The organism is Arthrospiribacter ruber (assembly GCF_019343195.1).
GTDB lineage: Bacteria > Bacteroidota > Bacteroidia > Cytophagales > Cyclobacteriaceae > Arthrospiribacter > Arthrospiribacter ruber.
Map to the genome: position 1 here is coordinate 656,124 of NZ_RPHB01000001.1, position 24,062 is coordinate 680,185.

A 24,062-nucleotide genomic window follows, 5' to 3' on the forward strand; every position below is an offset into this window, starting at 1 on the left:
ATGATCTTAATTTTTGAATGGTGTATTTTTGTTTTGATTAGTAATTTTAAATATTCTGCTTTTAATTAGAGCCTCAATTTCAGGAAATGTCGGAAAAAAATAAAAAAAGCGGAGCAGATGATAGTTTAGATGTCATCCCCCAGTTAAGTTTGGATTGTGTTATTTTTGGATTTCACGACAGTACATTGAAAGTGCTGCTTCTGAAATGGAAAGGGTTGGAAGAGTATAGCTTGCCAGGCGGCTTTGTCAAACAAGATGAATCCGTAGATGATGCCGCAGTAAGGGTTCTTAAAGAGCGTACTGGACTGGATAAGATATTTTTGAGACAGTTTCATACTTTCGGAAAGGTCAAAAGGTACGATAATCTGGCTTTACAGAAGAAATTGTCCCACATGTTGGATGAGGAGGTTTTTCAGGAAAGAGTAGTGTCTATAGGCTATTATGCCTTGGTAGATTATGAAAAGGTGTTCCCCAATCCTGACAAGTTTACAGATAAATGCGAGTGGTATGACCTCATAGATGTTCCTGAATTACTTTTTGATCATAATGACATTCTGAACAAAGGCTTAAAGGCACTTCGGCTAGAATTGAGTTTTCAGCCAATAGGACTTAATCTCTTGCCGGAAAAATTTACCATGCCGGATATGCAGCGCATGTACGAGGCAATTTTGGATAAAAAAATTGACCCAAGGAATTTTCAGAAAAAGATCCTAAAAACCGGAATTGTGATCCGCCTCAAAGAAGTCAAAAAAGGTGTAGCGCATAAATCACCCTATTTGTATAAATTTGATCAAAAGAGATATAAGGAGGTATTGGAAGACGGAGGATTGTTTTTTATCTGATTTGTTCGAATACGAACAAAAAACGTACAGTATGTAGCAGTTGCTATTGAGTTATCGCGCATTTTGAGCATTGTGAGGCCTTTTTTTCAACTGGCATAAAACTCGTATACTTTGTAGACACACATCAATTCAAAAACTATGAAACACGCTGTTTATATCTTTCTCGCTTATTTTATGGCCTTGCCAATGGTAGTCATGGCCAAAAGTCCCATCAATAATGATCCTTACATTTCTGAATTGTTTGATGTCTCTGGTGATGCTCAAATAGACATGACCACTGCAGGGGCAAGTATTCAGGTAGAATCATGGGAGTATGATCAGGTTCAGGTCGATGTATTTGTGACGAGAAATGGAAAGCCAGTAGATCCATTCCAATCTGATATTGCGGCTTTACTGGAAGACATAGATTTTAACATTGGTCAAAATGGTGATCTGATTTTCGTAGAGATGAAAACAAGAAGCAGGATAGGCTGGAGTTCAGGACGGAACAATCTGAATTTCAGATTTGAACTCTTCGTGCCTGAAAGGACATCTGCAAAATTAAAATCTGCTGGAGGAAGCATTTCCCTTGTGGGATTGGATGGGAATCATTCTTTGGCCAGTAGCGGGGGAAGCATTCAGGTGATAGATTGTGCCGGAGGTTTTGATGCCAAGAGTTCTGGTGGGAGTTTTTCTGTGTCCAGCTTTGTAGGGAATTTGGACATTGCCTCTAGTGGAGGTTCGATAAAAGTCTCTGATTTGGTAGGGAGCCTTAAAGTCAGTTCGTCAGGTGGAAGCCTTACACTGGAGGATATAGCAGGTAGCTTGACGGCCAATACATCAGGAGGAAGTATCCGCGCCAATCTGGTGAGCTTAGAAGGAGAAGTTAACTTAAAGACAAGCGGTGGAGGAATAACAGCTGTATTGCCCAAAGGCGAAGGAATGGACCTTAACCTGAGCGGGACTTCTTCAAGAATAAAATTGGAAAATTTCGAGGGGGAAATCTCATCTAATACGGTAAGGGGTAAACTTAATGGTGGAGGAATTCCAGTGGCTATGGCCAGTGCCGGAGGTTCAGTAAAGCTGGAATTTAAGTGAAATAAATATTGAATATAGCCCTGCTTTAAAGAGCAGGGCTTGAAGCTTATTTTGTACTTCAATCAAATTTCTCTGCATAACCACTTTTTCTCAATAACCTGCGATAATTATTGGTTTTGACAATTTTATTGAGCGCTCTCTTCTTGTTTTTCGCCTGATTGTAGTATGCCTCGCAGATTCTAAAACCTATAAAGTAACCTAAGTCCGCAGGCCTATCTTTATTGGAATCCCCTCCATAAAGCCATTTTAAATATGCATTTCCATACATTTCTTCTGAAAATTCCTTCCATAGGGCTTCCTCATTTTCATATCCATAGGGATAGATATCTTCATTGATATTGAGTCCGGTAATGGTATATGACACGAAATCAGCAGCGCCTTCGGTGATGGTCATGGTCAAAAGCCTGTTTCTAAAATATCCAATGATATACCCCAAGCCAAATCTCTGCTGGGTATGGACCAGCTCGTGGGCCGTAAATTCCAGTATTTTTGGCTCTTTGGGCAATACATTTTTATGCCAGTCAGTTAGTTGAGACTTGTCAGTCAAGCTGTCCGAAGTCACCATTTCCGTACCTATCAAAAGCCATCTGCCTTTAACAGTACCACCAGTTGAAAGTTGCCCTATGGCAAAGCAAATCATGGGGTCTCTGAAGGATTTGAGTTCCGAACGAAAAAGGTCCAGCTGTGATGCAATTTCCTTTTGATAGTTTTTTACCAAATATGTATTTGGCCGTACAGTTTCCCAGTAATTTGGGGCTGTTTTGATCCTATTGATCAAGGATTCTGCTGAAATGTCACGGGCTTTGATAAACTCACGCAAACCAGGCGAAGCTTTGTCAATGTAATGGGTTTGTATGCTGAAAACAGAATCTTGGTAGTTGTTGGAATCCTTCAGCTGGTCATAGGCTACCCAAAACCTGTCAATATCAGAATGGATTATGATCGGGGGATTTTGCCCATATAATTTCATGCTCAGTAAGACTTGTACCATAAAGAGCATGAAATATTTATGTTCAGCAAGTGGAAACTTCATTTGACATTTAGCTTATTAGCAGACAAATATATACTTAGCTTCCTAGAGTTAAAATCAATTTTGGTTTCTTCCCAGTCTCTTATCAAACTCTCTGTTTATAAAAAGAAAATGTGCAGGCAATGCTTCTGTCCAATATTCCCAGGTGTGGGCCCCGGGTCTTTCGGTGTATTCGTGATCGACGTTTTTGTCAAGTAAAATCTGATGGATCTGCCTATTGGTAGCAATCAGAAAATCATCCACTCCACAATCTATAAGAATAGCGATGCCATTGTCCTTCATTCTGTCAGTAAGTCCTACAGCGGTGAATTCAGAAAAAGGTGCCTCTCTCCTGAAGTCTCCAATAGACGCTAAAGTTCTTTGAAGGATAGTATTGGCAAAATTTTCATCAACCTTCCAAAGACTCACATCTATATTCATCACGCCGCTCATGCTTCCTGCAGCAATAAAAAGCTCAGGATGCTTGGAAGAAATAAGCATGGAGCCGTGTCCTCCCATGGATAATCCTGTTATGGCCCGGCCTTCCCGGTTTTTGATGGTATTGTAAGTCTGGTCTACATAGGGGATAAGTTCCTGTGAAATATATGTCTCATACCTTACAGAATCCTGATTGGGGCTGTCCCAATAGTAGGAAGAGGGCCCTACACCGGGAGTGACTATAAGAACCTCATATTGGTCGGCCAAGTTTTGAAGGAGTCCAGGCTTGGTCACTTTGTCATGCCAATCTGAAAAAGCTCCCGAACCTCCGTGAAGCACATAAATGCTGGGCAAGGCCTTTCCCTTTGCATTATAACCCGCAGGGCGCACCACAGCTGCTTTAAGAGTTTTATCCATGGCCTTGGAGTATACCTCGATGGTGTCGGTCTGGGCTTTTGCACTGAAGCAGAGCACCAAAAGGAAGAATAGGTTAAAATAGGTTTTGGTCATTGTTTTTTGTTTTGAAGTAATAGAGTATTAGAATGAAATGTACAGGATAACTTACAAATGGTGAATTATTCGTGTGAATTACGAAACTTTTGAGGTGAAAAAACAGAAGCTGCTTTTTTTTAAACTACTTTGTCCTAAATTGAGCCCTGCAAATCAATCACCCTTTTAAGTGTTTTTTGTCCATGATCAGGTTTTTACTCATTGCCATTCTATTGGCAGTAGTTGTGTTTCAGATTCAAGGTGAAAAAGTCCCCATCAATGAAGGTGCAGGCTTGGAAGGAGTTCCTCTACGGATTGTTGCAGAGGGTTTTACCGATCAGTTTGATGATGAAGGATACGATGCTTTTGTCATACACCGGATTCTGCCCTATGCTTTGGTCAATTCCATTTTTGTCATTTTTGATTTTGACATGGACCCTGAAAGTCTCTTACATGGGATATTGATTTTTAATTTTCTCATTTTGCTGCTAGGTTGTTATTGGTATTTCAAGCTCACCAAAAAGCTCAGGTCTTCTGTCAGCATGGAGATTCTGGGTTTTGTTTTGTTGTTTGGGAATTTCCTTGTCCTAAAAATATCTTGGTATGAAGCATTTCATCCAGGTCTTTTTGCATTGGTCCTGGGAATCGGGCAAGCCAATTATTTCATTCGTTACGAAAAAACCAAATTGTTTTTGGTATCTCTGATCGGAGGCTTTGTCTGGCCTACCTTGTTCCCAATAGGAATGGTTTTGATATTCTTACCCAGTGACAAAATCGTATTCAGGGAAAATGAAAATTCCTTGTTGGGCATTTACCTTATTCCCACAGTCCTGTGCTGTGTACTGACTTTGATAGGTGTTTATTTTACAGGGACGGAGCATGGCGTAATTTGGTTTGGTTTGGGGCTTTTAACTTTGGCATCTATGGTTTATTTCGGCCTTAATGCATCAGGGGTTTCATGGATTAAATCATTCCAGCTATTGCAAAAGCGGATGAAGCCAGAGAGACTTGCTTACCTTGCGACAAGTGTAGCTGTTTATTTTCTGATTATTTCCCTGCTATCTGTAGGGAAGTCGGAATTTGGAATAGTGGACTTCCTCAAAGGGATTGCGGTACAAGGGGCTGAAAGACCACTAATGTTTTTGATCAGTCAATTTGCTTTTTATGGAATATTGATACCTATTATTCTTGTATTTTTTTCCAGGATTTGCAGAGAAGCGGGGAAACTAGGTTTGGGCTTTATGGTGGTTTTTATTCTGATAATGATATTGGTTTTTTATGCAGATGCTTATTGGTGGGTTCAAGCAATACCCTTTATGGTCTTACTGGTGCTAAAAGGACTACGAAGGTATTCTTTGGTCAATAAGGATATATGGGTTCTCTCTTTATTGAGTTTGTTGCTTTCGAAATTTTGGTTTAAAATCAATGTCGAGGATTTAGATCAATATATTCTTCAAAATACTGATAGTTGGATAGCCCAAAGGTATTTTCAGCATTTTGGTCTGATGCAGAGCGAATTGGTTTATTACATCTACATCATTGTTTTTTTAGCTGCGTCAGCTTTGATTTTTTTAGGAAAAAAGAGGTATGCGAAATCGTAAAGAAACGGGGAACCCGGGAAAGGGAAAAGGTTTAATTGTGTAATTGATTAACTGATGAGGGTAGGTTGTTGAGGGTAAAATGAAAAGGATGAAGGATGATGGAGGAAGGATGAATTAATAGCCCCAAGGGGGCTGCCTGTTGGTAGCCATGGGTAAGGCGCGTAATCAACCATTAATTTTCTCAAACCGTTTTGCGCCGCAACCCATAGTCATCGTAAATCAAAGGCCATTGCACGGCCGAGGGATAAGTGGATACGGGAAAGAGGATGGTGGGCCGTGGATGAGAAGAGGCGAATACGGAGGGGATTGTTTAAATTTGGAATTGGTTAATTGTGGAATTGATTAACTGTTTAATTGATTTGGGGTGATGTTTAATTGAAATCGAAGTGAAGCGGAGATCCCGAGAGTGAAACGATTCGGGATAAATTGAAATATTGGTTTGACTAAGTTGAATGCTTGGTTTCTAAGTCAAGGGATTGGGATATTGATGGATACTGGTAGATATTCATAGATATTATTCCTAGATATTATCCAAAAATCTGCGATATCAGCGTGATCTGCGGGAGGTAAAAGTGAAGAGTGAATAGTTATTAGTGAAAAGGAGTTAAGGGTTAAGTGTTAAGCGTTAAGCGAAATTGATGGGAAAGAGAAAGCTGTTAGTGAAGACACTAACAGGGGCCGGAAAGACACTAAAAGGGTCCAAGATTAAGTCTTGAACCAAATCAGTTTTCGTTGCCGTCCGTTGCGGAGTCGTTGCGCTCGTGGCATGAAACAATACTGAGGCTATTTGCTGGCACATGAAAAAACCCTCGAGGATTGAAATACCTCAAGGGTTAGGGTAATTCCTGCGATATCAGCAAAACTTAGGGGAAATAAGAAACCATCGAGAAGGCCTCGGCGCTTTCCATTGTGCTTTAAGCGATTACCAAACCCAAACCAAACAGAAGAACCCATATTAAGGTGGAAATGGCCATTTTTTTCAAAAAAGGATCCAGCTCCGCAGCTTCTTTTTTCCGCTGAATACCCATTCCAATATAAAGCATAAAAGGCAATACCAGCCATGCAAGCATCACCGTCCATTGACTGGTATAGAAAGTAAATACTGGAAGTAAAAGATTGCCCAACAGTATCAAAGCCCAGTTGTAAGAAACAGCAGCTTTTCTCCCGATACGAACAGGAATAGACCTCTTGCCGGCCAAAATATCAGAGTCAATGTCCCTGATATTATTGATATTCAAAACAGCTGTGCTAAAGCAACCCAGCGCAATAGCTGGCAGCAATATGATCAGATCGAAACTGAGCGTATGAAGGAAATAAGTGCCGGCTACTCCCAAGAGACCAAAAAAAATAAAGACCGAGATATCCCCAAGACCGATATAGCCATAAGGCTTGCTGCCTGAGGTATACGTGACAGCAGCATATATGGCCAGCAAACCCAGACCAAGAAACAAAAAGAACAATTTCCAGTCCCCAAGTGAAATATACAACAAGCTCAGCCCGGAAAGAAAGGACAAAACACCCAAAATAATCATGGCCTGTTTCATTTCATTCAGGGAAATCACCCCAGACTGCACAGCCCTGATTGGTCCTTTTCTGTCCAGACTGTCTGCACCGTGTACGCTGTCCCCATAGTCATTGGCCAGATTGGAAAGTACTTGCAGGAAGATCGTTGTGAGGGATGCCAATAGGAATACTTCCCAGATAAACTGGCCATGATATGCTGCTAAAAATGACCCCATCAAAATACTGGATAAGGCCAAAGGTAAAGTTCGCAGTCTGATGGCATGAAGCCAAGCTTGTTTTTTGCTGGTAAGGGAAATGTCCACTGTTTTTTCTGTAAAACTAATAAAAAGACCTGTTTCCAATAAAGAAAACAGGTCATAAATGGGAAATGAATGTAACTTAAGCTGCAATCAAAGAGGTGATTTCTTCAGAAACCGGATTTACGGAAGATGGGAAAAACTTCACCAGTTTACCCTCTTCATCAATCAGGTACTTACAGAAATTCCAACTTGGTTCTTTGTCATTCCAGCCATTGAGGTCTTTGTCGGAAAGCCACCTGTAAAGAGGGTGCTTATCCACTCCTTTGACAGAAACCTTGTCCATCATTTTGAAGGTGACACCATAATTTTCTGAACAGAACTGCTTGATTTCATCATTGCTTCCGGGTTCCTGACCGCCAAAATTATTGGCAGGAAAACCTATGATGGTCACTTTGTCCCCATGTAATTCATGAAGTTTTTGAAGGTCGGCGTATTGAGGGGTGTAGCCGCATTTGGAAGCCACATTGACCAAAAGTAGCTTCTTGCCCTTGAACTGGGAGAAGTCAACTTCTTTTCCATCAATATCATTGATCTTGAAGTCATAGATAGATTTTTCCATAATTTCTTCATTTGGGGATAGGGGATTTTCTTTGATGGCACTGGATGTGCAGGCCAATACAAGAAGGATAAGGATTGAATAGATGTTTTTCATAGTAAATTACATTCTGTCTGGGACATTTATTCCAAGTAACTTCATGCCTGCCTTGATTGTTTTTGCTGTCTGGGCAGAAAGTGCAATTCTAAATGACTGGACTTTGGTATCAGCTTCGTTGAAGATAGAAAGTTCTGCATAAAACCTGTTGTATTCTTTGGCCAAATCAAACAGGTACTGGGCGATGATAGCCGGAGAATAGTCCTCAGCAGCCAGCCTGAGTTTTTTTCCAAAGTCATTCAGCAATACAATCAGGTCTCTTTCTGTAGGCTCTAGCTTGGTCAATCCATCAAATCCATCCGTTCTGTAATCAATGCCCACCTGATTGGCTTTTCTCAAAATAGAGGCGATTCTTGCATGGGAGTATTGGATAAAAGGCCCGGTGTTACCTTGGAATTCTATTGATTCCTGGGGATTGAAAAGCATTCTTTTCTTAGGGTCTACTTTAAGCAAGAAATACTTCAGGGCACCCAAACCTAGGGTTTCATAAAGGGAATTGGCCTCATCTTCGCTGAAGCCGTCTATTTTTCCAAGTTCCTTGGTGTGGCTTTCGGCAGTATCTATCATTTCCTGAATCAGGTCATCGGCATCCACCACGGTTCCTTCCCTGGATTTCATTTTTCCGGTAGGGAGGTCCACCATCCCATAAGAAAGATGGTGCAGACCATCTCCATAGGGTCTGCCCAGCTTTCGCATGATTTTGAAAAGCACATCAAAATGATAATCCTGCTCATTCCCGACCACATACACGGATTTATCAATACTGAAATCATTGTATTTCAAATCCGCCGTTCCAAGGTCCTGGGTGATGTAAACAGAAGTGCCATCTGCTCTCAGAACAAGTTTCTCGTCCAAGCCTTCATCTGTAAGGTCTACCCATACCGATCCGTTTTCCTTTTTGAAAAACACACCTTTTTTCAGGCCTTCTTCTACGATGTCTTTGCCCAAAAGGTAGGTGTCTGATTCATAGTAGAATTTATCAAAGCTGACCCCCATTTTCTTGTAGGTCTGCTCAAATCCCTCGTACACCCAGTTGTTCATTTTTTTCCAGAGTCCAACCGTCTTGGGTTCTCCCGCTTCCCATAGCCTGAGCATTTCCTGAGCTTCCATCATCAGTGGAGCATTCTTCTTTGCTTCTTCCTCTGTTTGTCCCTGAGACTTCAGTTCGTTGATTTGCTTCTTGTATTCTTTGTCAAAAATGACATAATATTTCCCTGCCAAGTGATCTCCTTTCAAGCCACTGGATTCCGGAGTTTCTTCATTGCCAAAGTGCTTATAGGCCACCATAGACTTGCAGATGTGAATTCCGCGGTCATTGACCAAATTGGCTTTGATCACCTCATAGCCGTTGGCTTCAAGGATTTGGGACACAGCAAATCCCAGAAAATTATTCCTCAAATGTCCTAAATGCAGCGGCTTGTTGGTGTTGGGGCTGCTGTACTCCACCATCACTTTCTTGCCATTGGAGGGAAGTAAAGCAGGGTTGGGATTGGCGTAGATGTTTTGGAAAACGGACATCCATGAAGATTCACTTACAGAGATGTTCAAAAATCCCTTGACCACATTGAAAGCGATGACTTCATCACAATGCTCTACCAGGTATTCCCCAAGCTTGTTACCGGATGCTTCCGGGTTGAGTTTGGTCACCCGCAGAAATGGAAAAACCACAAAGGTGAAAGTGCCCTCAAACTCTTTTCTAGTAGGCTGGAGGGACAGGTCTTCGACAGTGAGGTCATGATCAAAAAGTGATTTGAATGCTTCTTTTAGGGTAATGATGATCTTTTCCTGAAGTTCCATGTTTGGTTTAATATGTTTTTCTTAGAAATTTTCGACGAGAGATTGTGTGGTTGCTTCCAATATGTCAAAGGCATTTTCTGCCATTAGGTTTTCAGAGTCCAAGGTTGGGTTGACTTCTACGATTTCCCAACAGCAGACCCTTTTGTCCTTGATCAATTCGGCATTGAGCTGTAAAGCCTCTTCTACTGACAATCCATCCGGAACGGGAGTTCCCGTGCCCACAGAAATGGAAGAATCCAGGCTGTCCACATCAAAAGAAATATAGATCTGATCGCAGCTTTTCAACCTTTCCAAAGCCTCTCTGGCAATTTGGGCCACACCTTTTTGTCTTACCTCAGAAGTAGGGAAGTTTTTGATGCCGTATTTTTGAATGAGGTAATCTTCCGGTTCCTCAGTATCTCTTACTGTTATAAAGACGATGTCCTCTGCATTTATCTTTGGGGCATCTCCACCTATTTTCTTGATTTTTTCCCAATATTGCAGGGTTTCCTCCATAGGTTCATTGACCTGGCAATCGAGGTTGTCGGTCTGAATGCACATGGCCAATGGCATTCCGTGCATATTTCCAGATGGAGTGGTGAAGGGAGTGTGGAGATCCGCATGGGCATCTATCCAAATGACGCCAAGTCTTTTTTCGGGATGGGCAGCCTTGATTCCCATAATCGTCCCAGCTGCAGTGGAATGATCTCCTGCCAGGACTATCGGGAAAATTTTCTCCATTCTCAGGGACTCTATGGTGTTGTAGACATTTTTTAGCACTTGGTACACTCCATCAATGTACTTGGCATGAGGATGTTTGTTTCCTCTCCAAAGAAAATTATTGGCATCGGGCACATTGATAGGGTCAAATTTTGTGAAAAAGTCTGAGGTTTTGTCCAGACTGGCAATTTTTAAGGCATCTATGCCCAGGCTGGCTCCACGTGTGCCGGCAGCTATTTCAGACCTCACTTCGACCAGTTTGATGTTTCTCATTGTAGTATTATTGGGTTTATATGCGCTCTCTGTAAAATAAAATAATCCGCGCAAAAGTAGCCATAAGCCAAAGAAGAACCAAGGGAATGAAATTCAAGGCTGGTAAATAATAAATCCCTAAAACATTATCTTCTTTGCCAGGTCGTCTAATTGCGGATATACATAAAATAAATATGTGTACTTAGAAACAATATCAGAGGCAGTTTTTAAAAATTTCAAAAAGATCACTTATTTTTCATGGATGTCTGTCCTTGATAAAGATCGGATCGGCTGGAAAACAGCCGCTGCCCTTGTTGTAGCCAATATGGTTGGAACTGGGGTTTTTACCAGTTTGGGGTTTCAATTGTTTTCCAATACCAATACATGGACAATTTTATCCTTGTGGATTCTCGGCGGGGGTATGGCACTGATCGGTGCTTTTGTGTATGCCGAACTGGGTACCCACTTCAAGAGATCAGGTGGGGATTATGTGTTTTTATCCCAAATCATCCACCCAAGCGTAGGATACATTTATGCCTGGATATCTCTGGGAGTAGGCTTTTCTGCCCCAATCGCAATAGCAGCTATGGCCATGGCAGCTTATTGGCAACCTATAATAGGACCAAATGCAAGCTTTGGGATGGGAATTGCCGTGATTTTACTGATCAGCTTTTTTCATTCCTATACCCTCAAACAGTCCGGTAGGGTACAGAATGTCCTCACTGCCATCAAGTTGCTTTTTGTAGGTGCTCTGATCGTTCTTGGTTTTGTACATCAACCAACATTGGATGCCAATGCATTGGATTTTACATCCGGATGGTCGGGGGATTTATTGAAACCGGGATTTGCCGTTTCACTGGTTTATGTGTTTTTTGCATATACCGGTTGGAACTCTGCCGCTTATATTATCGGAGAAATCAAAGAACCTTCCAAAAGCCTTCCCAAGGCATTGGTGAGTGCCAGTCTTTTGGTAATGGTCTTGTATGTATTGTTGCAGCTGGTTTTCCTGAAGCATGCCAGGCTGGAAGATCTCCAAGGTCAGGTAGATGTGGCTACCGTAGCTTTTGGAAATCTCTTTGGACAAAGCGGCGTATTTTGGGTAAGTTTGTTTATCGGTATACAGTTGTTGGCTACCATCAGTGGATATACTTGGGTAGGTCCACGTATTACCCAGGCCATGGCCCAGGACTACAGACTATGGCAACCTTTGGCCAAGGAAAATAAAAAAGGGATTCCTGTCCGTGCAATTTGGTTCAATGCTTCCATCAGCTTACTCTTAGTGCTGACAGGGTCATTTGAATCAGTATTGGTCTATACAGGCTTGGTTTTGCAACTTATGGGTACCCTTACCATAGCAGCTTCCCTTAAAGTTAGGTCTATTGTTGGATTTCAAACTCCCTTTAAACCCATCCTTCAATACATATACATTGTATTTAGCCTGTGGGTCATGGGTTTTGTGCTGTATGAAAGACCAATGGAAAGCCTATTTGGTCTAGGTGTAGTTGCATTTGGTGCCATTCTTTATCTTTTTGATAGTAGAATAATGAAGGAAGAATAAATGATTATATTTTATTTTTCATTTTGAAGAAATTGGTTAGTTTGAGAAAAAAATCATCCACAATTACCAAAATGATAAAGTCCAAATTACCTCAGGTCGGTACGACTATTTTTACAGTGATGTCTAAGTTGGCTGCTGATCATAAAGCCATCAACCTCTCACAGGGGTATCCGGGGTTTGATTGCTATCCATACTTGCAGGATCTCGTTACCAAGTATATGAATGAAGGCTACAATCAGTATGCCCCTATGAGTGGTGTGCCCGCTCTGAGAAATAGATTGGCCAAGAAAACCCTCTCTGTATATGATGTGGATTATGATCAGGAAGAAGAAGTGACCATTGTGTCGGGTGCCACTGAAGCTTTATACGCGGCCATCACAGCTGTAGTACGACCAGGAGATGAGGTGATTTTGCTGGAACCTGCATATGACAGCTATGAACCTGCTGTCAGGCTCAATGGCGGTGTTCCGGTGTATGTGGCCTTGAATATCCCTGATTTTTCTGTGGATTGGGAAAAAGTCGAAAAAGCCATTACTCCCAAAACGCGCCTGATCATGGTCAATACCCCACATAATCCCGGAGGCTATGTATGGACCCAAAATGATATTGATACGCTTGCAGATCTGGTTAGGGGCAGAGAGATTTATATCGTATCGGATGATGTATACGAACATATAGTTTTTGAAGGGAAAGCACACATCCCCCTTTTTACCCATCCTGAATTGAGGAAAATAACATTTGCCTGCGGATCATTCGGGAAAACCTTCCACATAACAGGATGGAAGATCGGGTTCTGTCTGGCCCCGAAAAAGTTGAGTGCAGAGTTCCGAAAAATCCACCAGTTTTTGACTTTCAGTACAGTGACACCCATTCAGTATGCCTTGGCAGATTACATGGAAGATCCTTCGAGATACCTTTATCTCAGGTTTTTTTACGAGGAAAAAAGAGACCTTTTCTGTAAAGGACTGGAAAGTACAGGATTGAAATTTACACCAGCTGAAGGAAGTTTTTTCCAATGTGCATCCTATGGGCACCTTTCTGATGAATCAGATTATGATCTTGCAGTCAGGATGGCCAAGGAAGTAGGAGTGGCCTGTATCCCGACGTCTGTATTTTACCATGACAAAAGGGACCACAAAATACTCAGGTTTTGCTTTGCCAAGGAGGATAATGAATTGGAAAAGGCACTTAAACTGCTTCAGTCGGGTTTGTTTTGAGACTTAGCGAATAGCACAGATCAAAATGGCGATGCTGTGCTCGTGCAAATGATACGAATCTTCAGAAATAGGTGGCGCATCTGCCCAAAGACAGATGTCTTCCGGGCTAGGTAAAGAAGTGTCAAGCCATCTTTTCCACGTGATTTCCTTTCCATCAATATGCTTGGGCAGTTCAAAATCCAAGGCATGTGTATACGCATTGATCATATAGTGCATGGCAACCTTACGGCTTATGGAGGTAATGGTCATTGCAATGCTATGGGATTTTTTGGACCAATCTGGCTGATCAAGTCTTACTCCATGCCAAGTGATCATAGCTTGTGTCAGAAATTCCGGTAAATTCAGATTGAAACCTGGTTGTGCATTCTCTCTTTTGAGTTTTTTCTGGATCAGGATTTTTACGAATCGAAAAAGTTCCTTGTTTTTTTCCAGCAGGTTCCAATTGATCCAGGTAAGTTCATTGTCCTGACAATAAGCATTGTTGTTGCCATTTTGACTATGTCCCAATTCGTCACCCATCAGGAGCATGGGTGCTCCCAATGAGAGGATGTTTATAGCATGGAAATTTTTCACCTGCCTTTTCCGTAAATTCAGGATAAAAGGATCCTCCGAGGGACCCTCTGTACCAAAGTTCCAGCTCAGGTTGTCATTGTGCCCGTCTCTGTTGCCCTCTTTGTTGGCTAAATTGTGTTTTTTGTTGTAGGACACCAAATCCTGCATGGTAAATCCATCATGACAGGTAATGAAGTTGATACTTTGCTCAGCTTCCCTATTTTTGGCAGCATAGAGGTCAGGACTTCCAATGATTCTGGTCACAAAACTGCTTACTTTTCCTTCGTCACCCCTAAGGAAACTCCGGACATCGTCCCTGAATTTTCCATTCCATTCCTTCCAGGAATCCCCTGTGAAATTACCCACCTGATAAAGACCTGCAGCATCCCAAGCCTCAGCGATCAGCTTGGTGCCTGCCAAGATGGGGTCTGACTCAATATCCCAAAGAATGGGAGGGTTTTCCAGTGGTTTGCCGTTCTCATCTCTTGAAAGGATGGAGGCCAGATCAAACCTGAACCCGTCTACATGCATGTCCCTAACCCAAAAATGAAGACTGGAAAGGATCAGCCTTCTGACAATTGACTGGTTGGCGTTTAGTGTATTTCCTGTTCCTGAATAGTTCTTATACTTCGATTTATCCTCTTTCTCCAAAAGATAATAAATGCTGTTGTCTATACCTCTAAAGCTGTAAGTAGGACCATCTTCCTTGTTTTCACCGGTATGGTTGTAGACTACATCTAAGATGACTTCAATATTGGCCCGGTGTAGGGCCTTGACCATGTCCCGAAACTCATCCAGTACGGCAAGGGAATTGGGCTGGGTACTGTAGCTCTGGTGTGGAGCAAAAAAAGAAATTGGACTGTAGCCCCAGTGGTTAGTTAGTCCTTCAGGAGCATCTTGTTTGTCAAACTGAAAAACAGGTAAAAGTTCTACGGCGGTAATGCCAAGTTCTTTGAGATAAGGTATTTTTTCAATCAATCCCAGAAAAGTGCCTCTTTTGTTCTCTGAAACCCCCGAGGATGGGTCTTTGGTAAATCCGCCCACATGAAGTTCATAGATGACTGTCCTTGAAAATGGAGTTCTTGGATGCTTGTCATCCTCCCAATCATAATTGGAAAGATCTGTAACCACATTTTTTAAGAAGGGCAATCCACCTTCGCCCAGCTTGGACAGGGGTTTTCGAAAGAATTTTTTGGGAAAAACAACTGCCTTTGCGTAAGGATCCAAAATGACTTTGGAAGCATCAAACCTGTGTCCAAGGTGCGGTTCATAAGGTCCATGGATGCGGTATCCGTAGATAAGTCCTTCATGGGCCCCTTCCAGGAAGATATGCCAATAGTGGTAGGTCTTGTTTTTTTGTGGATCCAGAGGAAAAACCTCCGAAGGAAATACGTCATTGGTATGTTCAAAGATCAACAGCTCTACCAGAGTGGCATTTTTTGAGAAAATACAAAAATTTACCCCTGTGCTGCTGAGTGTAGGACCTATCGGAAAACTCTGACCAGGTGTTGCTTTGAATCTCAAAGTTTTTGGATGCTCCATTTGTTGAAATAGCTTGTAGTCTTAGCTAAACGGTATTGATTCAATTATCATGATTTTTAATCTCCAAGCTTTTTTTAGATTGGGGCATTTCTCTGAACTTTTCCGCAGCCCTGATAAAATCATTTCCGGTAGGTTCTTGGAAAACTTCAAGGTCGAAGAATTTAACAGAAGCCAAAATGTGGTCAAAAATATCAGACTGTATGGCTTCATATTCGCCCCATTTTGTAGTGTCGGTAAAGCAATAAATTTCCATAGGAATGCCATCATCACCTACAGGCATCTGACGCACCATAATGGTCATGTCCTGCCGGATATGGGGGTGATGGCGAAGGTAAGCTTCCAAATAGTATCTAAAAACCCCAATATTGGTCATTCTACGGCCATTGATCAGGATGTCCTGATCCAGTTTTTTGGACAGGTTGTATTCCTCTATTTCTTTCTGTCTTTTTTCTATAAATTCAGATAATAGATGGAATCTTTTGAAAAACTCTCTTTTTTCAGGATCTACAAATTTTACCGTCTGACTATTGATGAAAATGGATCTTTTAATCCTGCGTCCACCACTTTCTACCATGCCTCTCCAGTTTTTGAAACTGTTGGTAATGAAATAATAAGTAGGAATGGTAGTGATGGTCTTGTCCCAGTTTTGGACTTTGACTGTATTGAGGTTCATGGCAACCACATCTCCGTCTGCATTGAAATTGGGCATCTCGACCCAATCGCCGACCCTTACCATGTCATTGGCGGACATTTGCACACTCGCTACCAGACCCAATATGGTGTCCTTGAATACTAACATAAGAATGGCTGTCATGGCACCAAATGCGCTCAGGAAATAAATAGGGGAGCGTCCCATAAGGATGGAAAGCACCATAATGGCTGTGGCAATATACAGGATGATCCTTATAAGCTGGAAATAACTGGTGAGTGGTTTGTCCTGAAAGGCTTCCTTTTTGGAAAAACCAAACTCAATCACCTTCAAAAAGGCCAACACCAAAAGTAAGGTAACTATGGCAAGGTAGGCATCTGTGATTTTGATAACTATTGGGCTCCAGTAGTCAAAATCCCTGAAAATACTTTGGGTCAATTCCCTGATCAATATTGCAGGTAACAAATGGGCCACGTGGTTGAATACCTGTTGGTCTGCCAATACATCATCCCAGGAAATAGGTGATTTTCGGAATGCTTTATATATGTAATGGATAACGATTTTTTTGGTAATCAGGTAAACAAGACCTGCCAGAAACAAGGTGCCAAATAAAAGTATCAAAAGCCTGAGATAGATCTCAGTTTCATGACTTACCCCTGATTCCAACAGCATGGTTTCTACCCACTTTTCTATGTAATCCATCAATATGTAATGTCTTTGCTCCTCCATCTTTTCCAATAGCTTGATTTAATCAGGTGGCAAATATCGGTAAAATTTATACCACAGCCCAAGGTCACTACAAATTTCCGCTAAGGCCGTTTTCAAGGTGGGGGCAATTATTTTTTATTATTACCCTATAAAAATTATAGGGTAATTAGGAAAATTGATTTATCCCTTTTACATTTGAAACGTTATTACTATTAAATCAAATGCTCATGTCAGTTTCCGGTCTTCAATCTTCTGCTTCTTACCAATCTGATTTCACTTTCAAGGAAGTGAGTAAAAATTCCCCAATTGGCACAACATATTTAAGTGTGGAGATGCTGCTGGAAGAGAAGGGAGTTTTAGGAGTATTGGAAAAAACAAACTTTAATTTCCCCAATTTTCCTGAAGCAAATAAAAATTTTCAGGTCTATTACCTTAATTTGACAGATGACTTTAGAGAAGTGAAAAGCATACTTCAGGGACTTCTTGCATTGGGTCAACCGGAAGTGCTTGTTTTGGATTATGAAAAAGAGTTGGACAGGTTCAACCTGAAATTTTACCAACACCATGAGCCAAAAGTTCTGGCATATTTGAAAGGTATTTTTGAAGTGTTGGCCAATGAAAAGAGGTTTAAAAAGGTTCTCAAGCGTGTGATTGAAGTAGAAAAGCTGAAAAAAGCTGAAGAGAAATTTTTGTATAAGGAGTTGATGGCTTGATTTAATTCAGTTTTTTAAATATTAGTTCTGCTTTGTCAAAGTAGCAGATTAGGTCAAACCTGCCAGGTTTAGAGGCCAAAACAGATTTATTTTTTATCATTTCAGAAAGAAACCTGGCAGGTTTTTTCTTGTTCTTACCTGACAAAGTAAGACTAGTAACTTGTCGTGGCGGATCTAATTTCAAAGAATAACTGGCGTCAATTAGTGTCGGGTTTATTTAAACCAGCTTTAAATTGGCTACTGGTCTAATTTCGGACATACATGTCTAATTTTATTCTCCTTACTTAAACAATTACAGGAACGATAATTGTTTTGTAATTTGCTGAAAGCCATTCTGAAAAAGATATGGATAGGTATTTTTCAGCAAATCTAATGAATCCATGAAGTCAGGAAATAAAATCAAGCTCCGTAGTAAAGTTGTTTTGGGTTTTGTGCTCGCCTCTTTTCTAGTGGTGTCAGTATCAGCTATTACTTTTTTCAGCATTAGAAACTTACTCAATACAGTAGAAAACCTTTCAGAACCAAATGAAAAGCTCCGTCAATTAAATGGACTTTTAGCAGACATCTATCTCCTGGATGTTTCCAAAACCGAAAGAACAGCTGACAAGGATTCGGTCTTGGAGGAGACCACAGAAAGAATCAAACAAAGGCTGGAATGGTTCAGGGCCAACTCAACGGATAGCGTGGAGCTGGAAAGTTTTGACAAAATCAGTATGAATATCTCAGAACTGATGGTAGTACATGCCGGTTTGGAAGAAGTTAGGTATAACCTTACCAGCAGGACATTCAGTGAAGAGGCCCTCAAAAACATTGAAAGAAGTATCAAGCGTCAACAGGAGCAGACTGAGATGAGGTTTTTAGGTAGGGTAAGGAAAAGGGATTTTTTGTCTGAACTTTCGCGCATAGATCCTCCTGCCCGTACGCTGAAGGAAAAGGAAGAAACGGCAAAAAGTTACGAAGAAGAACTCCTAGGTATCGTCAAAGACCTTGATGAAGTGCAGGAAGAGGAATCAAGCGACCCTGAAGCAATTCAAAATGCTGAAAATGCCCTGGAGGCCCTTCGCTCGTTTATGACGGAAATGTTCGCTGATGAGCAGAGGTTACAGCAGGAATTTGTCTTTTTGGAAAATAAACTGATCGAAAAAAACAAGGAAGTTTTTTCGGAGGTACAAGGCTTGATTTCCAATATGCAGAGAGAGTTGCTGATTGCGTATAGAGATAAGAACCAATCCGCCTATGGCCTTACCTATACGGTCTCCATCATCCTTTCCGTATTGGTTTTTATCGGTATTTTGGGTTCTGTAGGTTTTATATACAGTATATTGAATGAGGTGAATAAAGCCAATAAATACAGGAGACAGCTGGAAGAAGCCAAAATCCACTCAGAAAACCTTGCTAAGGCCAAGCAGGACTTTTTGGCCAACATGAGCCACGAAATCCGTAATCCCCTTCATGCCATACAAGGATATCAACAGGCCATTCAAAAATCGCCACTCAATGAACAGCAAAAGGAGTTTGTGCAAATGATAGGGTTTGCTTCAGAAACATTAATAGGTATCGTGAATGATATTCTGGATTTTTCAAAACTGGAAGCAGGAAAACTGACCATAGAAAAAAATCCCTTTGACCCAATGAGTCTGTTCTTATCCATAAAAAGTTTCTTTTCCTTCAAAGCTGAGGAAAAGGAGCTGTATTTCAATTGGGACATCAAGCTGCCGGAAAACAAATGGCTTTTGGGAGATGCACTGAGAATCAATCAGATATTGAATAACCTTCTTTCCAACGCGATCAAATTCACTAAAGAAGGTGGGATTACCGTGACCGTACACTATACAGAAGACCAAATGCTCCTATTAAAAGTAGAGGATACAGGTATGGGAATGACAGATAATGTGAAAAAGAACATTTTCCGTGAATTTGACCAAGGAGATACTTCGATTACACGTCAGTTTGGAGGCACTGGTCTTGGATTGACCATTATCAAAAGGCTGGTCGATTTGCAGGCTGGTGAAATTAAAGTGGAAAGTGAAGAAAAGAAGGGTACATGCATAGAAGTTGTGCTTCCTCTGGAGACCACAAGCCCCCGGGAAGTGGAAAATATGGAAAATGAACTGCATGATTATGACCTGAGCGGCATAAAAATCCTTGTGGTCGACGATGATCAGATAGGGATAAAGCTGATCAGGTTGCTATTGGAAACCAAAGGGGCACAGGTAGAAAGCTATCCGGGTGGCTTATATTTCAGTAAAGATTTCATGTATGACCATGACTTTGACCTTGCCATCCTGGATATTCAGATGCCGGAAGTATCCGGAATAGAAGTACTATCTATGCTGAGAGAAAATCCCAGGTATCAAAATTTACCTATTCTTGCCATCACGGCCAATGTCTTTGCGGACGAAAAGAGCAAGCTTACCAATGTAGGGTTTAACGGGATCATTCTCAAGCCTTTCAAAGAGGATCATTTTATCAAAAGGGTAGCAGAGCAATTGGACTTGGAACCTGTGAAAATGGCATTGGAAACGGCAGATCAGCACGATTTTCATCAGGAAAATAAGACCTCTTATGACCTCACAGACCTCGAAAAATTCTGCATGGGGGATGAGGAAATGCTTATTGAGGTCTTGGGTGATATCGTGGATACCACCAAAACAGACCTGCAAAAATTAGAGATAGCCAAAAAGGAAGAAGACTTCTCTTCCATCAGAGAAATCACCCATCAGCTTTCCAGCCGCCTTCGTCAGATCAAAATGAAAGCTGGAGAACTGGCCAAAGAGATAGAAGTAAGTATCAAAGATGGTAAAACAGAAGGGGTAAAAGAAAATCTGGGTATGCTGGCCAAAGAAATCAAAGTCAGTCTAGAGGTGTTGGAAAAGGATTTTGACCTGTCTCAGAAAGCCTAGGTCAGTCCATATTTATCCAATTTGTTATAAAGTGTTTTTCTGTCCATGCCAAGCATTTTGGCAGCTTGACTCTTGTTATTTTTACAAAATTCCAAAGCTTTCAGAATATTCTCTTTTTCCCTCATTACCATACTTTCTTTAAAAGTACCAGTTATATTCATCTCCGATGAGCCAGCATTTGATGTCAGTTCCTTGGGAAGCAAGTCTGTTGTGATGACGCTTCCTTTGGCAAGAAGAACAGCCCTTCGGACTATATTCTTGAGTTCTCTGAGATTGCCCGGCCAAGAGTAGGAACGGAAAACATCCATGACTTCTTCATCCAAATCGGTAATTTCCCTACCAAGTCTGGTATTGCTGCTCTGTATGAAATGCTTTACAAATGCTTCCAAGTCTTCTTTTCTATCTCTTAGAGGCAGTATCTGAAGTGAAAACTCGTTCAGTCTATGGAACAAGTCTTCTCTGAATGTGCTGCCCAATTCACCTGCTTTAAGTTGTTCGTTTGTCGCGGCTATGATCCTTATGTCTACAGGGATTTCCTGGTTGCTACCGATTTTTCTTATTGACCGCTCCTGAATGGCCCTCAGCAGTTTGAGCTGCACCTCATAGTCCAAGTTGCCAACTTCATCCAAAAACAAGGTCCCACCATTTGCATACTCAAAGTGTCCTACTTTGTCTTCAAGGGCTCCGGTAAATGAGCCTTTTATGTGGCCGAAAAGTTCGCTTGCTGCCAATTCATTGCTCAGTGCACCACAATCTATGGCGACGAAGGGCTGCTCATTTCTTTTTGATTTCTGATGGATTCTTTTTGCTACAAACTCCTTTCCTGTGCCTGTTTCCCCCAATATCATGACAGAAAGGTCAGTCGGGGCTACAAGTTCTATGTGTTCCTCGAGCTGCTGCGCCATATTACTGCTTCCTTGTATGTACTCCAAAGGCAGGGACGGTGTACTGACCATCACTTGGGAAGGTTGAACAGGACTTTCGAACGCCTCTTTCACCGTCTCAAGCAGTTCATCAGGATCAATGGGTTTGGTGATATATTCGCTTGCCCCCATTTTCATGGCTTTTACAGCAATGCGGATATCGGAATAATTGGTGATCAGGATTACGGCAGTCTCCGGCTGATATTTTTTGACAAATTCCAAGATTTCCATTCCATTTCCATCCGGTAGTCTGTAATCTGTTATGACCAGTTTTGGCCAGGATGTTTTTAGCAAGGTAATGGCGGATTTTACTTTTTCACATGTTTTGACCTCAAAGCCATTTTTTTCCAAAAATCTCTGGATAATTCTCGCGTATGAAAGGTCATCTTCTATTAAAAGTATTTTGGACATGTGGATATTTTTTTACCAAATAACAAAAAAATAAAGTACCGAAGACGTCTCCGGTACCTTATCTATAATGAAACCTATTTATTTTTTTCGATTTTGGGAAGAATGTGCAGGTAAACTAAGCATCTTCCATTCCTTTAAGGTGTGTAAAAGGTTTTCTCCAAGTCTTGGGCAAGGGATTTTTCAACCTTTTCCTCTTGGTGGCAGTGCGGTTTTACCGCAGCACTATAGTACACCTGATATCCTATCAGAAGAATATTAATCAAAAGAAATGATATGATAAGTACCCTTTTCATTCAGCTATACATAAACATCTCTTGTGCCAAATGAAAATAGGCGTAGAATACCATTTTTAAGCCCTCTTCAACTCTACGGGTTGTAGAAAAATTCCACAGTTGTGGAAAAAGGAAACAAAAAAACAGACAAGTATTGACCTGTCTTTTTTAAAGCCCTCTGATCACTTCCAGCAATTCGGTGGGATTGATAGGCTTGGATACAAAAGCATCTGCACCTTCCTCTACAGCCTTGTTGGCAATTCCTTCGTCACCGTATCGGGTCATCAATACCACTTTTGTAGTACTTCCTTGAGATTTGATTTTTTTCAGGATATCTATTCCGTTCATATCCGGTAAGCGATAGTCCAGAATAGCTATTCCGAAACTGTTGTTTTCTATCAGGTTTAAGGCTGATTTTCCAGCTTGGGCATCCAAGACTTCAAAGTTGTTTTTTGTCAAAAACCTGGTCAGAAGCTTGCAAAAAACCACATCGTCTTCTACTATCAATATTTTATTAGTGTCCATAACTTTTCTAGATTTGGGAAATTAAACATTCGCTTTCTTCTCGCCAAAAGTTCGAATGGCATTTTGATCAATGGCATATACAGCCATTGCGCTCTGTACAAAACCTTTGATAAGTTCGTCTACTCCTAATCCAAGTAAACCGAAATTCCTGATGTCAAACAACATCAACCTTTCATCTGCATAGGTCCAGCCATCTTCACCTTTGATGGACAGGTTGGTGCCATAAACCTCCCAAGAGTTTTTTCCTTCAGGCAATGGTTCGTTCAAGGGAAATCCTGACCTTCTCGAATACACAGCCAATGGCCTGATCCCTTCATCAGTGGCATGCATCATCAGCCTTAGGTCAAATGCATAACTTCTTCCTTTGGAATCAGGAATAGTCCCAACATGATACCAAGCTTTGCTGGTGTCCAGTCCTTCTAAGTAATTGCTGTGAATCAACTGCTGTACCAGGTACAGGTCGTCTTTGGATATCTGGGATAAGGCAAAATCCAATTCTTCCTCATTGACAATGGTGTAAACTCCCTGTCCGGCATTGGAATCAGGAACTTTGATGACCATACTACCGCCCAAAATATCGTAGTATTTCCTTAACTCCTCGAAAGGCACTTTAGTGAAAGTTTTGGGGGTAAAAATACTTATGCCCTTGTCCTTAAACTCTTCATTGAACACATCATAGGCACCGCTTGCCACCTCTTTGTTTCTCCCACCTGAAAGACAGGCTTCAATGGGATTGAGAAGGAGTGTTCTGGAATTTTTCGGTAGTCTGTTCCAAGGCTCTTGGGTCACATACCTGAATGCGGCGCGGACCTCTTCCCACTTTTCCTTTTCGTTTTTGACAAACATTTTTCCCTCTTCAAATTTCACAGGAGGGTTTTGGTCCGTTTTGTCAAACTTTGCCAAGAATACATTTTCTCCAAATACATCTGCAATGGTTGCTGCATAACCTATATTTTCCATAGGATTTTTATCGTAGATTACAGCCAAAGCTCCTTTTTCGGGATGCTGCTCTACCATTGGCTTAAAAGTCTTTTCGATCAATCTTTTATAACCTCCCTGCTCCACGTTGAGATCCAATAAAGGCATGGATTTCTGGCCGGAAGGGCAGGAGTTGGTTTCTATGACGGTCAGCTTCCTATTTCCTTCATGATTGGTGACATGCATGAGGTCAGTGCCTGCCCATCTGAAGTAAGTGGGCTGATATTTTAAGATTTTCATCAGAGCTTCCTTATCGGCCATAGGATTGAGCCTTTGATACCTTTCTGTCATCTGATCATGCGAAAGGTTCAGAAAGTAGGCCACCAAGGGATGAATGTTGGAATTGAGCACCCTGGGATACCAATGGTCAGTAGGTTCAAAATCCCCGGGTTCTACCAGGTGTACGTTTTGTGAAATAGATAATTTCATTGT

General features: G+C 41.3%; 18 protein-coding genes. 7 read left to right on the forward strand and 11 right to left on the reverse strand.

Annotation, left to right across the window (positions count from 1 at the left end; all coding sequences use genetic code 11):
- Positions 1 to 86 precede the first annotated feature (86 nt).
- Entirely contained in the window at positions 87 to 842 is a 756-nt protein-coding gene (locus EGN73_RS02545) for an NUDIX hydrolase (RefSeq protein ID WP_219286797.1), read from the forward strand.
- A 138-nt stretch (positions 843 to 980) separates the two neighbouring features.
- Positions 981 to 1,919, forward strand: coding sequence for a DUF4097 family beta strand repeat-containing protein (locus EGN73_RS02550; protein WP_219286799.1), 939 nt, complete (start codon positions 981 to 983; stop codon positions 1,917 to 1,919).
- A 58-nt stretch (positions 1,920 to 1,977) separates the two neighbouring features.
- Here EGN73_RS02550 and EGN73_RS02555 read toward each other — a convergent pair whose 3' ends face one another.
- Both EGN73_RS02555 and EGN73_RS02560 read right to left on the reverse strand, forming a co-directional pair.
- A complete protein-coding gene (locus EGN73_RS02555; protein WP_219286801.1) occupies positions 1,978 to 2,952 on the reverse strand; it encodes a gliding motility protein GldB-related protein in 975 nt (324 codons plus the stop codon).
- A 54-nt stretch (positions 2,953 to 3,006) separates the two neighbouring features.
- Complete coding sequence (locus tag EGN73_RS02560) at positions 3,007 to 3,876, reverse strand: alpha/beta hydrolase (protein WP_219286803.1); 870 nt, start codon at positions 3,874 to 3,876, stop codon at positions 3,007 to 3,009.
- A gap of 182 nt (positions 3,877 to 4,058) precedes the next feature.
- Here EGN73_RS02560 and EGN73_RS02565 point away from each other — a divergent pair, with 182 nt between their 5' ends.
- Positions 4,059 to 5,456 (forward strand): hypothetical protein, encoded by a 1,398-nt coding sequence (locus EGN73_RS02565; protein ID WP_219286805.1) that lies wholly within the window; start codon positions 4,059 to 4,061, stop codon positions 5,454 to 5,456.
- Positions 5,457 to 6,370: 914 nt separating this feature from the next.
- On the opposite strand, the gene EGN73_RS02570 is transcribed toward EGN73_RS02565, so the two are convergent.
- The 4 genes from EGN73_RS02570 to EGN73_RS02585 form a co-directional block, all read right to left on the reverse strand.
- Positions 6,371 to 7,282: a 1,4-dihydroxy-2-naphthoate polyprenyltransferase gene (locus tag EGN73_RS02570; protein WP_219287001.1), complete on the reverse strand. Its 912-nt coding sequence runs from the start codon at positions 7,280 to 7,282 to the stop codon at positions 6,371 to 6,373.
- 76 nt (positions 7,283 to 7,358) lie between these two features.
- The gene (locus tag EGN73_RS02575) at positions 7,359 to 7,931 is read right to left on the reverse strand and encodes a glutathione peroxidase (protein WP_219286807.1); all 573 of its coding nucleotides are present in this window, start codon (positions 7,929 to 7,931) and stop codon (positions 7,359 to 7,361) included.
- Between the two features lie 6 nt (positions 7,932 to 7,937).
- Positions 7,938 to 9,728, reverse strand: a complete 1,791-nt coding sequence (gene argS, locus EGN73_RS02580; RefSeq protein ID WP_219286809.1) for an arginine--tRNA ligase — start codon at positions 9,726 to 9,728, stop codon at positions 7,938 to 7,940.
- A 21-nt stretch (positions 9,729 to 9,749) separates the two neighbouring features.
- The gene (locus tag EGN73_RS02585; RefSeq protein WP_219286811.1) at positions 9,750 to 10,700 is read right to left on the reverse strand and encodes an arginase; all 951 of its coding nucleotides are present in this window, start codon (positions 10,698 to 10,700) and stop codon (positions 9,750 to 9,752) included.
- A 175-nt stretch (positions 10,701 to 10,875) separates the two neighbouring features.
- On the opposite strand from EGN73_RS02585, the gene EGN73_RS02590 reads away from it, so the two are divergent.
- Both EGN73_RS02590 and EGN73_RS02595 read left to right on the forward strand, forming a co-directional pair.
- Entirely contained in the window at positions 10,876 to 12,237 is a 1,362-nt protein-coding gene (locus tag EGN73_RS02590; protein WP_343207071.1) for an APC family permease, read from the forward strand.
- A 71-nt stretch (positions 12,238 to 12,308) separates the two neighbouring features.
- Positions 12,309 to 13,454 carry a methionine aminotransferase gene (locus tag EGN73_RS02595; protein WP_219286813.1) on the forward strand — a complete coding sequence of 382 codons (1,146 nt, stop codon included), beginning with the start codon at positions 12,309 to 12,311 and terminating at the stop codon, positions 13,452 to 13,454.
- A 3-nt stretch (positions 13,455 to 13,457) separates the two neighbouring features.
- On the opposite strand, the gene glgX is transcribed toward EGN73_RS02595, so the two are convergent.
- Both glgX and EGN73_RS02605 read right to left on the reverse strand, forming a co-directional pair.
- Positions 13,458 to 15,548 carry a glycogen debranching protein GlgX gene (gene glgX / locus EGN73_RS02600; RefSeq protein WP_219286815.1) on the reverse strand — a complete coding sequence of 697 codons (2,091 nt, stop codon included), beginning with the start codon at positions 15,546 to 15,548 and terminating at the stop codon, positions 13,458 to 13,460.
- 40 nt (positions 15,549 to 15,588) lie between these two features.
- Positions 15,589 to 16,926 carry a mechanosensitive ion channel family protein gene (locus EGN73_RS02605; protein ID WP_219286817.1) on the reverse strand — a complete coding sequence of 446 codons (1,338 nt, stop codon included), beginning with the start codon at positions 16,924 to 16,926 and terminating at the stop codon, positions 15,589 to 15,591.
- 206 nt (positions 16,927 to 17,132) lie between these two features.
- Between EGN73_RS02605 and EGN73_RS02610 the strand changes: the two genes are divergently transcribed.
- Both EGN73_RS02610 and EGN73_RS02615 read left to right on the forward strand, forming a co-directional pair.
- The gene (locus tag EGN73_RS02610) at positions 17,133 to 17,618 is read left to right on the forward strand and encodes a hypothetical protein (RefSeq protein ID WP_219286819.1); all 486 of its coding nucleotides are present in this window, start codon (positions 17,133 to 17,135) and stop codon (positions 17,616 to 17,618) included.
- A gap of 380 nt (positions 17,619 to 17,998) precedes the next feature.
- Entirely contained in the window at positions 17,999 to 20,521 is a 2,523-nt protein-coding gene (locus EGN73_RS02615) for a hybrid sensor histidine kinase/response regulator (protein ID WP_219286821.1), read from the forward strand.
- Here EGN73_RS02615 and EGN73_RS02620 read toward each other — a convergent pair.
- The 3 genes from EGN73_RS02620 to EGN73_RS02630 all read right to left on the reverse strand — a co-directional run bounded on the left by EGN73_RS02620 (position 20,518) and on the right by EGN73_RS02630 (position 24,059).
- Positions 20,518 to 21,855, reverse strand: coding sequence for a sigma-54-dependent transcriptional regulator (locus tag EGN73_RS02620; protein WP_219286823.1), 1,338 nt, complete (start codon positions 21,853 to 21,855; stop codon positions 20,518 to 20,520). The genes EGN73_RS02615 and EGN73_RS02620 overlap by 4 nt on opposite strands.
- 440 nt (positions 21,856 to 22,295) lie before the next feature.
- Positions 22,296 to 22,652 (reverse strand): response regulator, encoded by a 357-nt coding sequence (locus EGN73_RS02625; RefSeq protein WP_219286825.1) that lies wholly within the window; start codon positions 22,650 to 22,652, stop codon positions 22,296 to 22,298.
- A 21-nt stretch (positions 22,653 to 22,673) separates the two neighbouring features.
- Positions 22,674 to 24,059, reverse strand: coding sequence for an ATP-grasp domain-containing protein (locus tag EGN73_RS02630; RefSeq protein ID WP_219286827.1), 1,386 nt, complete (start codon positions 24,057 to 24,059; stop codon positions 22,674 to 22,676).
- Positions 24,060 to 24,062 lie beyond the last annotated feature (3 nt).

Excerpts from the sequence above, each read along its gene's own strand:
- EGN73_RS02545 (WP_219286797.1), top strand. The coding sequence starts at position 87 with ATGTCGGAAAAAAATAAAAAAAGCGGAGCAGATGATAGTTTAGATGTC.
- EGN73_RS02550 (WP_219286799.1), top strand. The coding sequence starts at position 981 with ATGAAACACGCTGTTTATATCTTTCTCGCTTATTTTATGGCCTTGCCA.
- EGN73_RS02555 (WP_219286801.1), bottom strand. The coding sequence starts at position 2,952 with ATGAAGTTTCCACTTGCTGAACATAAATATTTCATGCTCTTTATGGTA.
- EGN73_RS02560 (WP_219286803.1), bottom strand. The coding sequence starts at position 3,876 with ATGACCAAAACCTATTTTAACCTATTCTTCCTTTTGGTGCTCTGCTTC.
- EGN73_RS02565 (WP_219286805.1), top strand. The coding sequence starts at position 4,059 with ATGATCAGGTTTTTACTCATTGCCATTCTATTGGCAGTAGTTGTGTTT.
- EGN73_RS02575 (WP_219286807.1), bottom strand. The coding sequence starts at position 7,931 with ATGAAAAACATCTATTCAATCCTTATCCTTCTTGTATTGGCCTGCACA.
- argS (WP_219286809.1), bottom strand. The coding sequence starts at position 9,728 with ATGGAACTTCAGGAAAAGATCATCATTACCCTAAAAGAAGCATTCAAA.
- EGN73_RS02585 (WP_219286811.1), bottom strand. The coding sequence starts at position 10,700 with ATGAGAAACATCAAACTGGTCGAAGTGAGGTCTGAAATAGCTGCCGGC.
- EGN73_RS02595 (WP_219286813.1), top strand. The coding sequence starts at position 12,309 with ATGATAAAGTCCAAATTACCTCAGGTCGGTACGACTATTTTTACAGTG.
- glgX (WP_219286815.1), bottom strand. The coding sequence starts at position 15,548 with ATGGAGCATCCAAAAACTTTGAGATTCAAAGCAACACCTGGTCAGAGT.
- EGN73_RS02605 (WP_219286817.1), bottom strand. The coding sequence starts at position 16,926 with ATGGAGGAGCAAAGACATTACATATTGATGGATTACATAGAAAAGTGG.
- EGN73_RS02610 (WP_219286819.1), top strand. The coding sequence starts at position 17,133 with ATGTCAGTTTCCGGTCTTCAATCTTCTGCTTCTTACCAATCTGATTTC.
- EGN73_RS02615 (WP_219286821.1), top strand. The coding sequence starts at position 17,999 with ATGAAGTCAGGAAATAAAATCAAGCTCCGTAGTAAAGTTGTTTTGGGT.
- EGN73_RS02620 (WP_219286823.1), bottom strand. The coding sequence starts at position 21,855 with ATGTCCAAAATACTTTTAATAGAAGATGACCTTTCATACGCGAGAATT.
- EGN73_RS02625 (WP_219286825.1), bottom strand. The coding sequence starts at position 22,652 with ATGGACACTAATAAAATATTGATAGTAGAAGACGATGTGGTTTTTTGC.
- EGN73_RS02630 (WP_219286827.1), bottom strand. The coding sequence starts at position 24,059 with ATGAAATTATCTATTTCACAAAACGTACACCTGGTAGAACCCGGGGAT.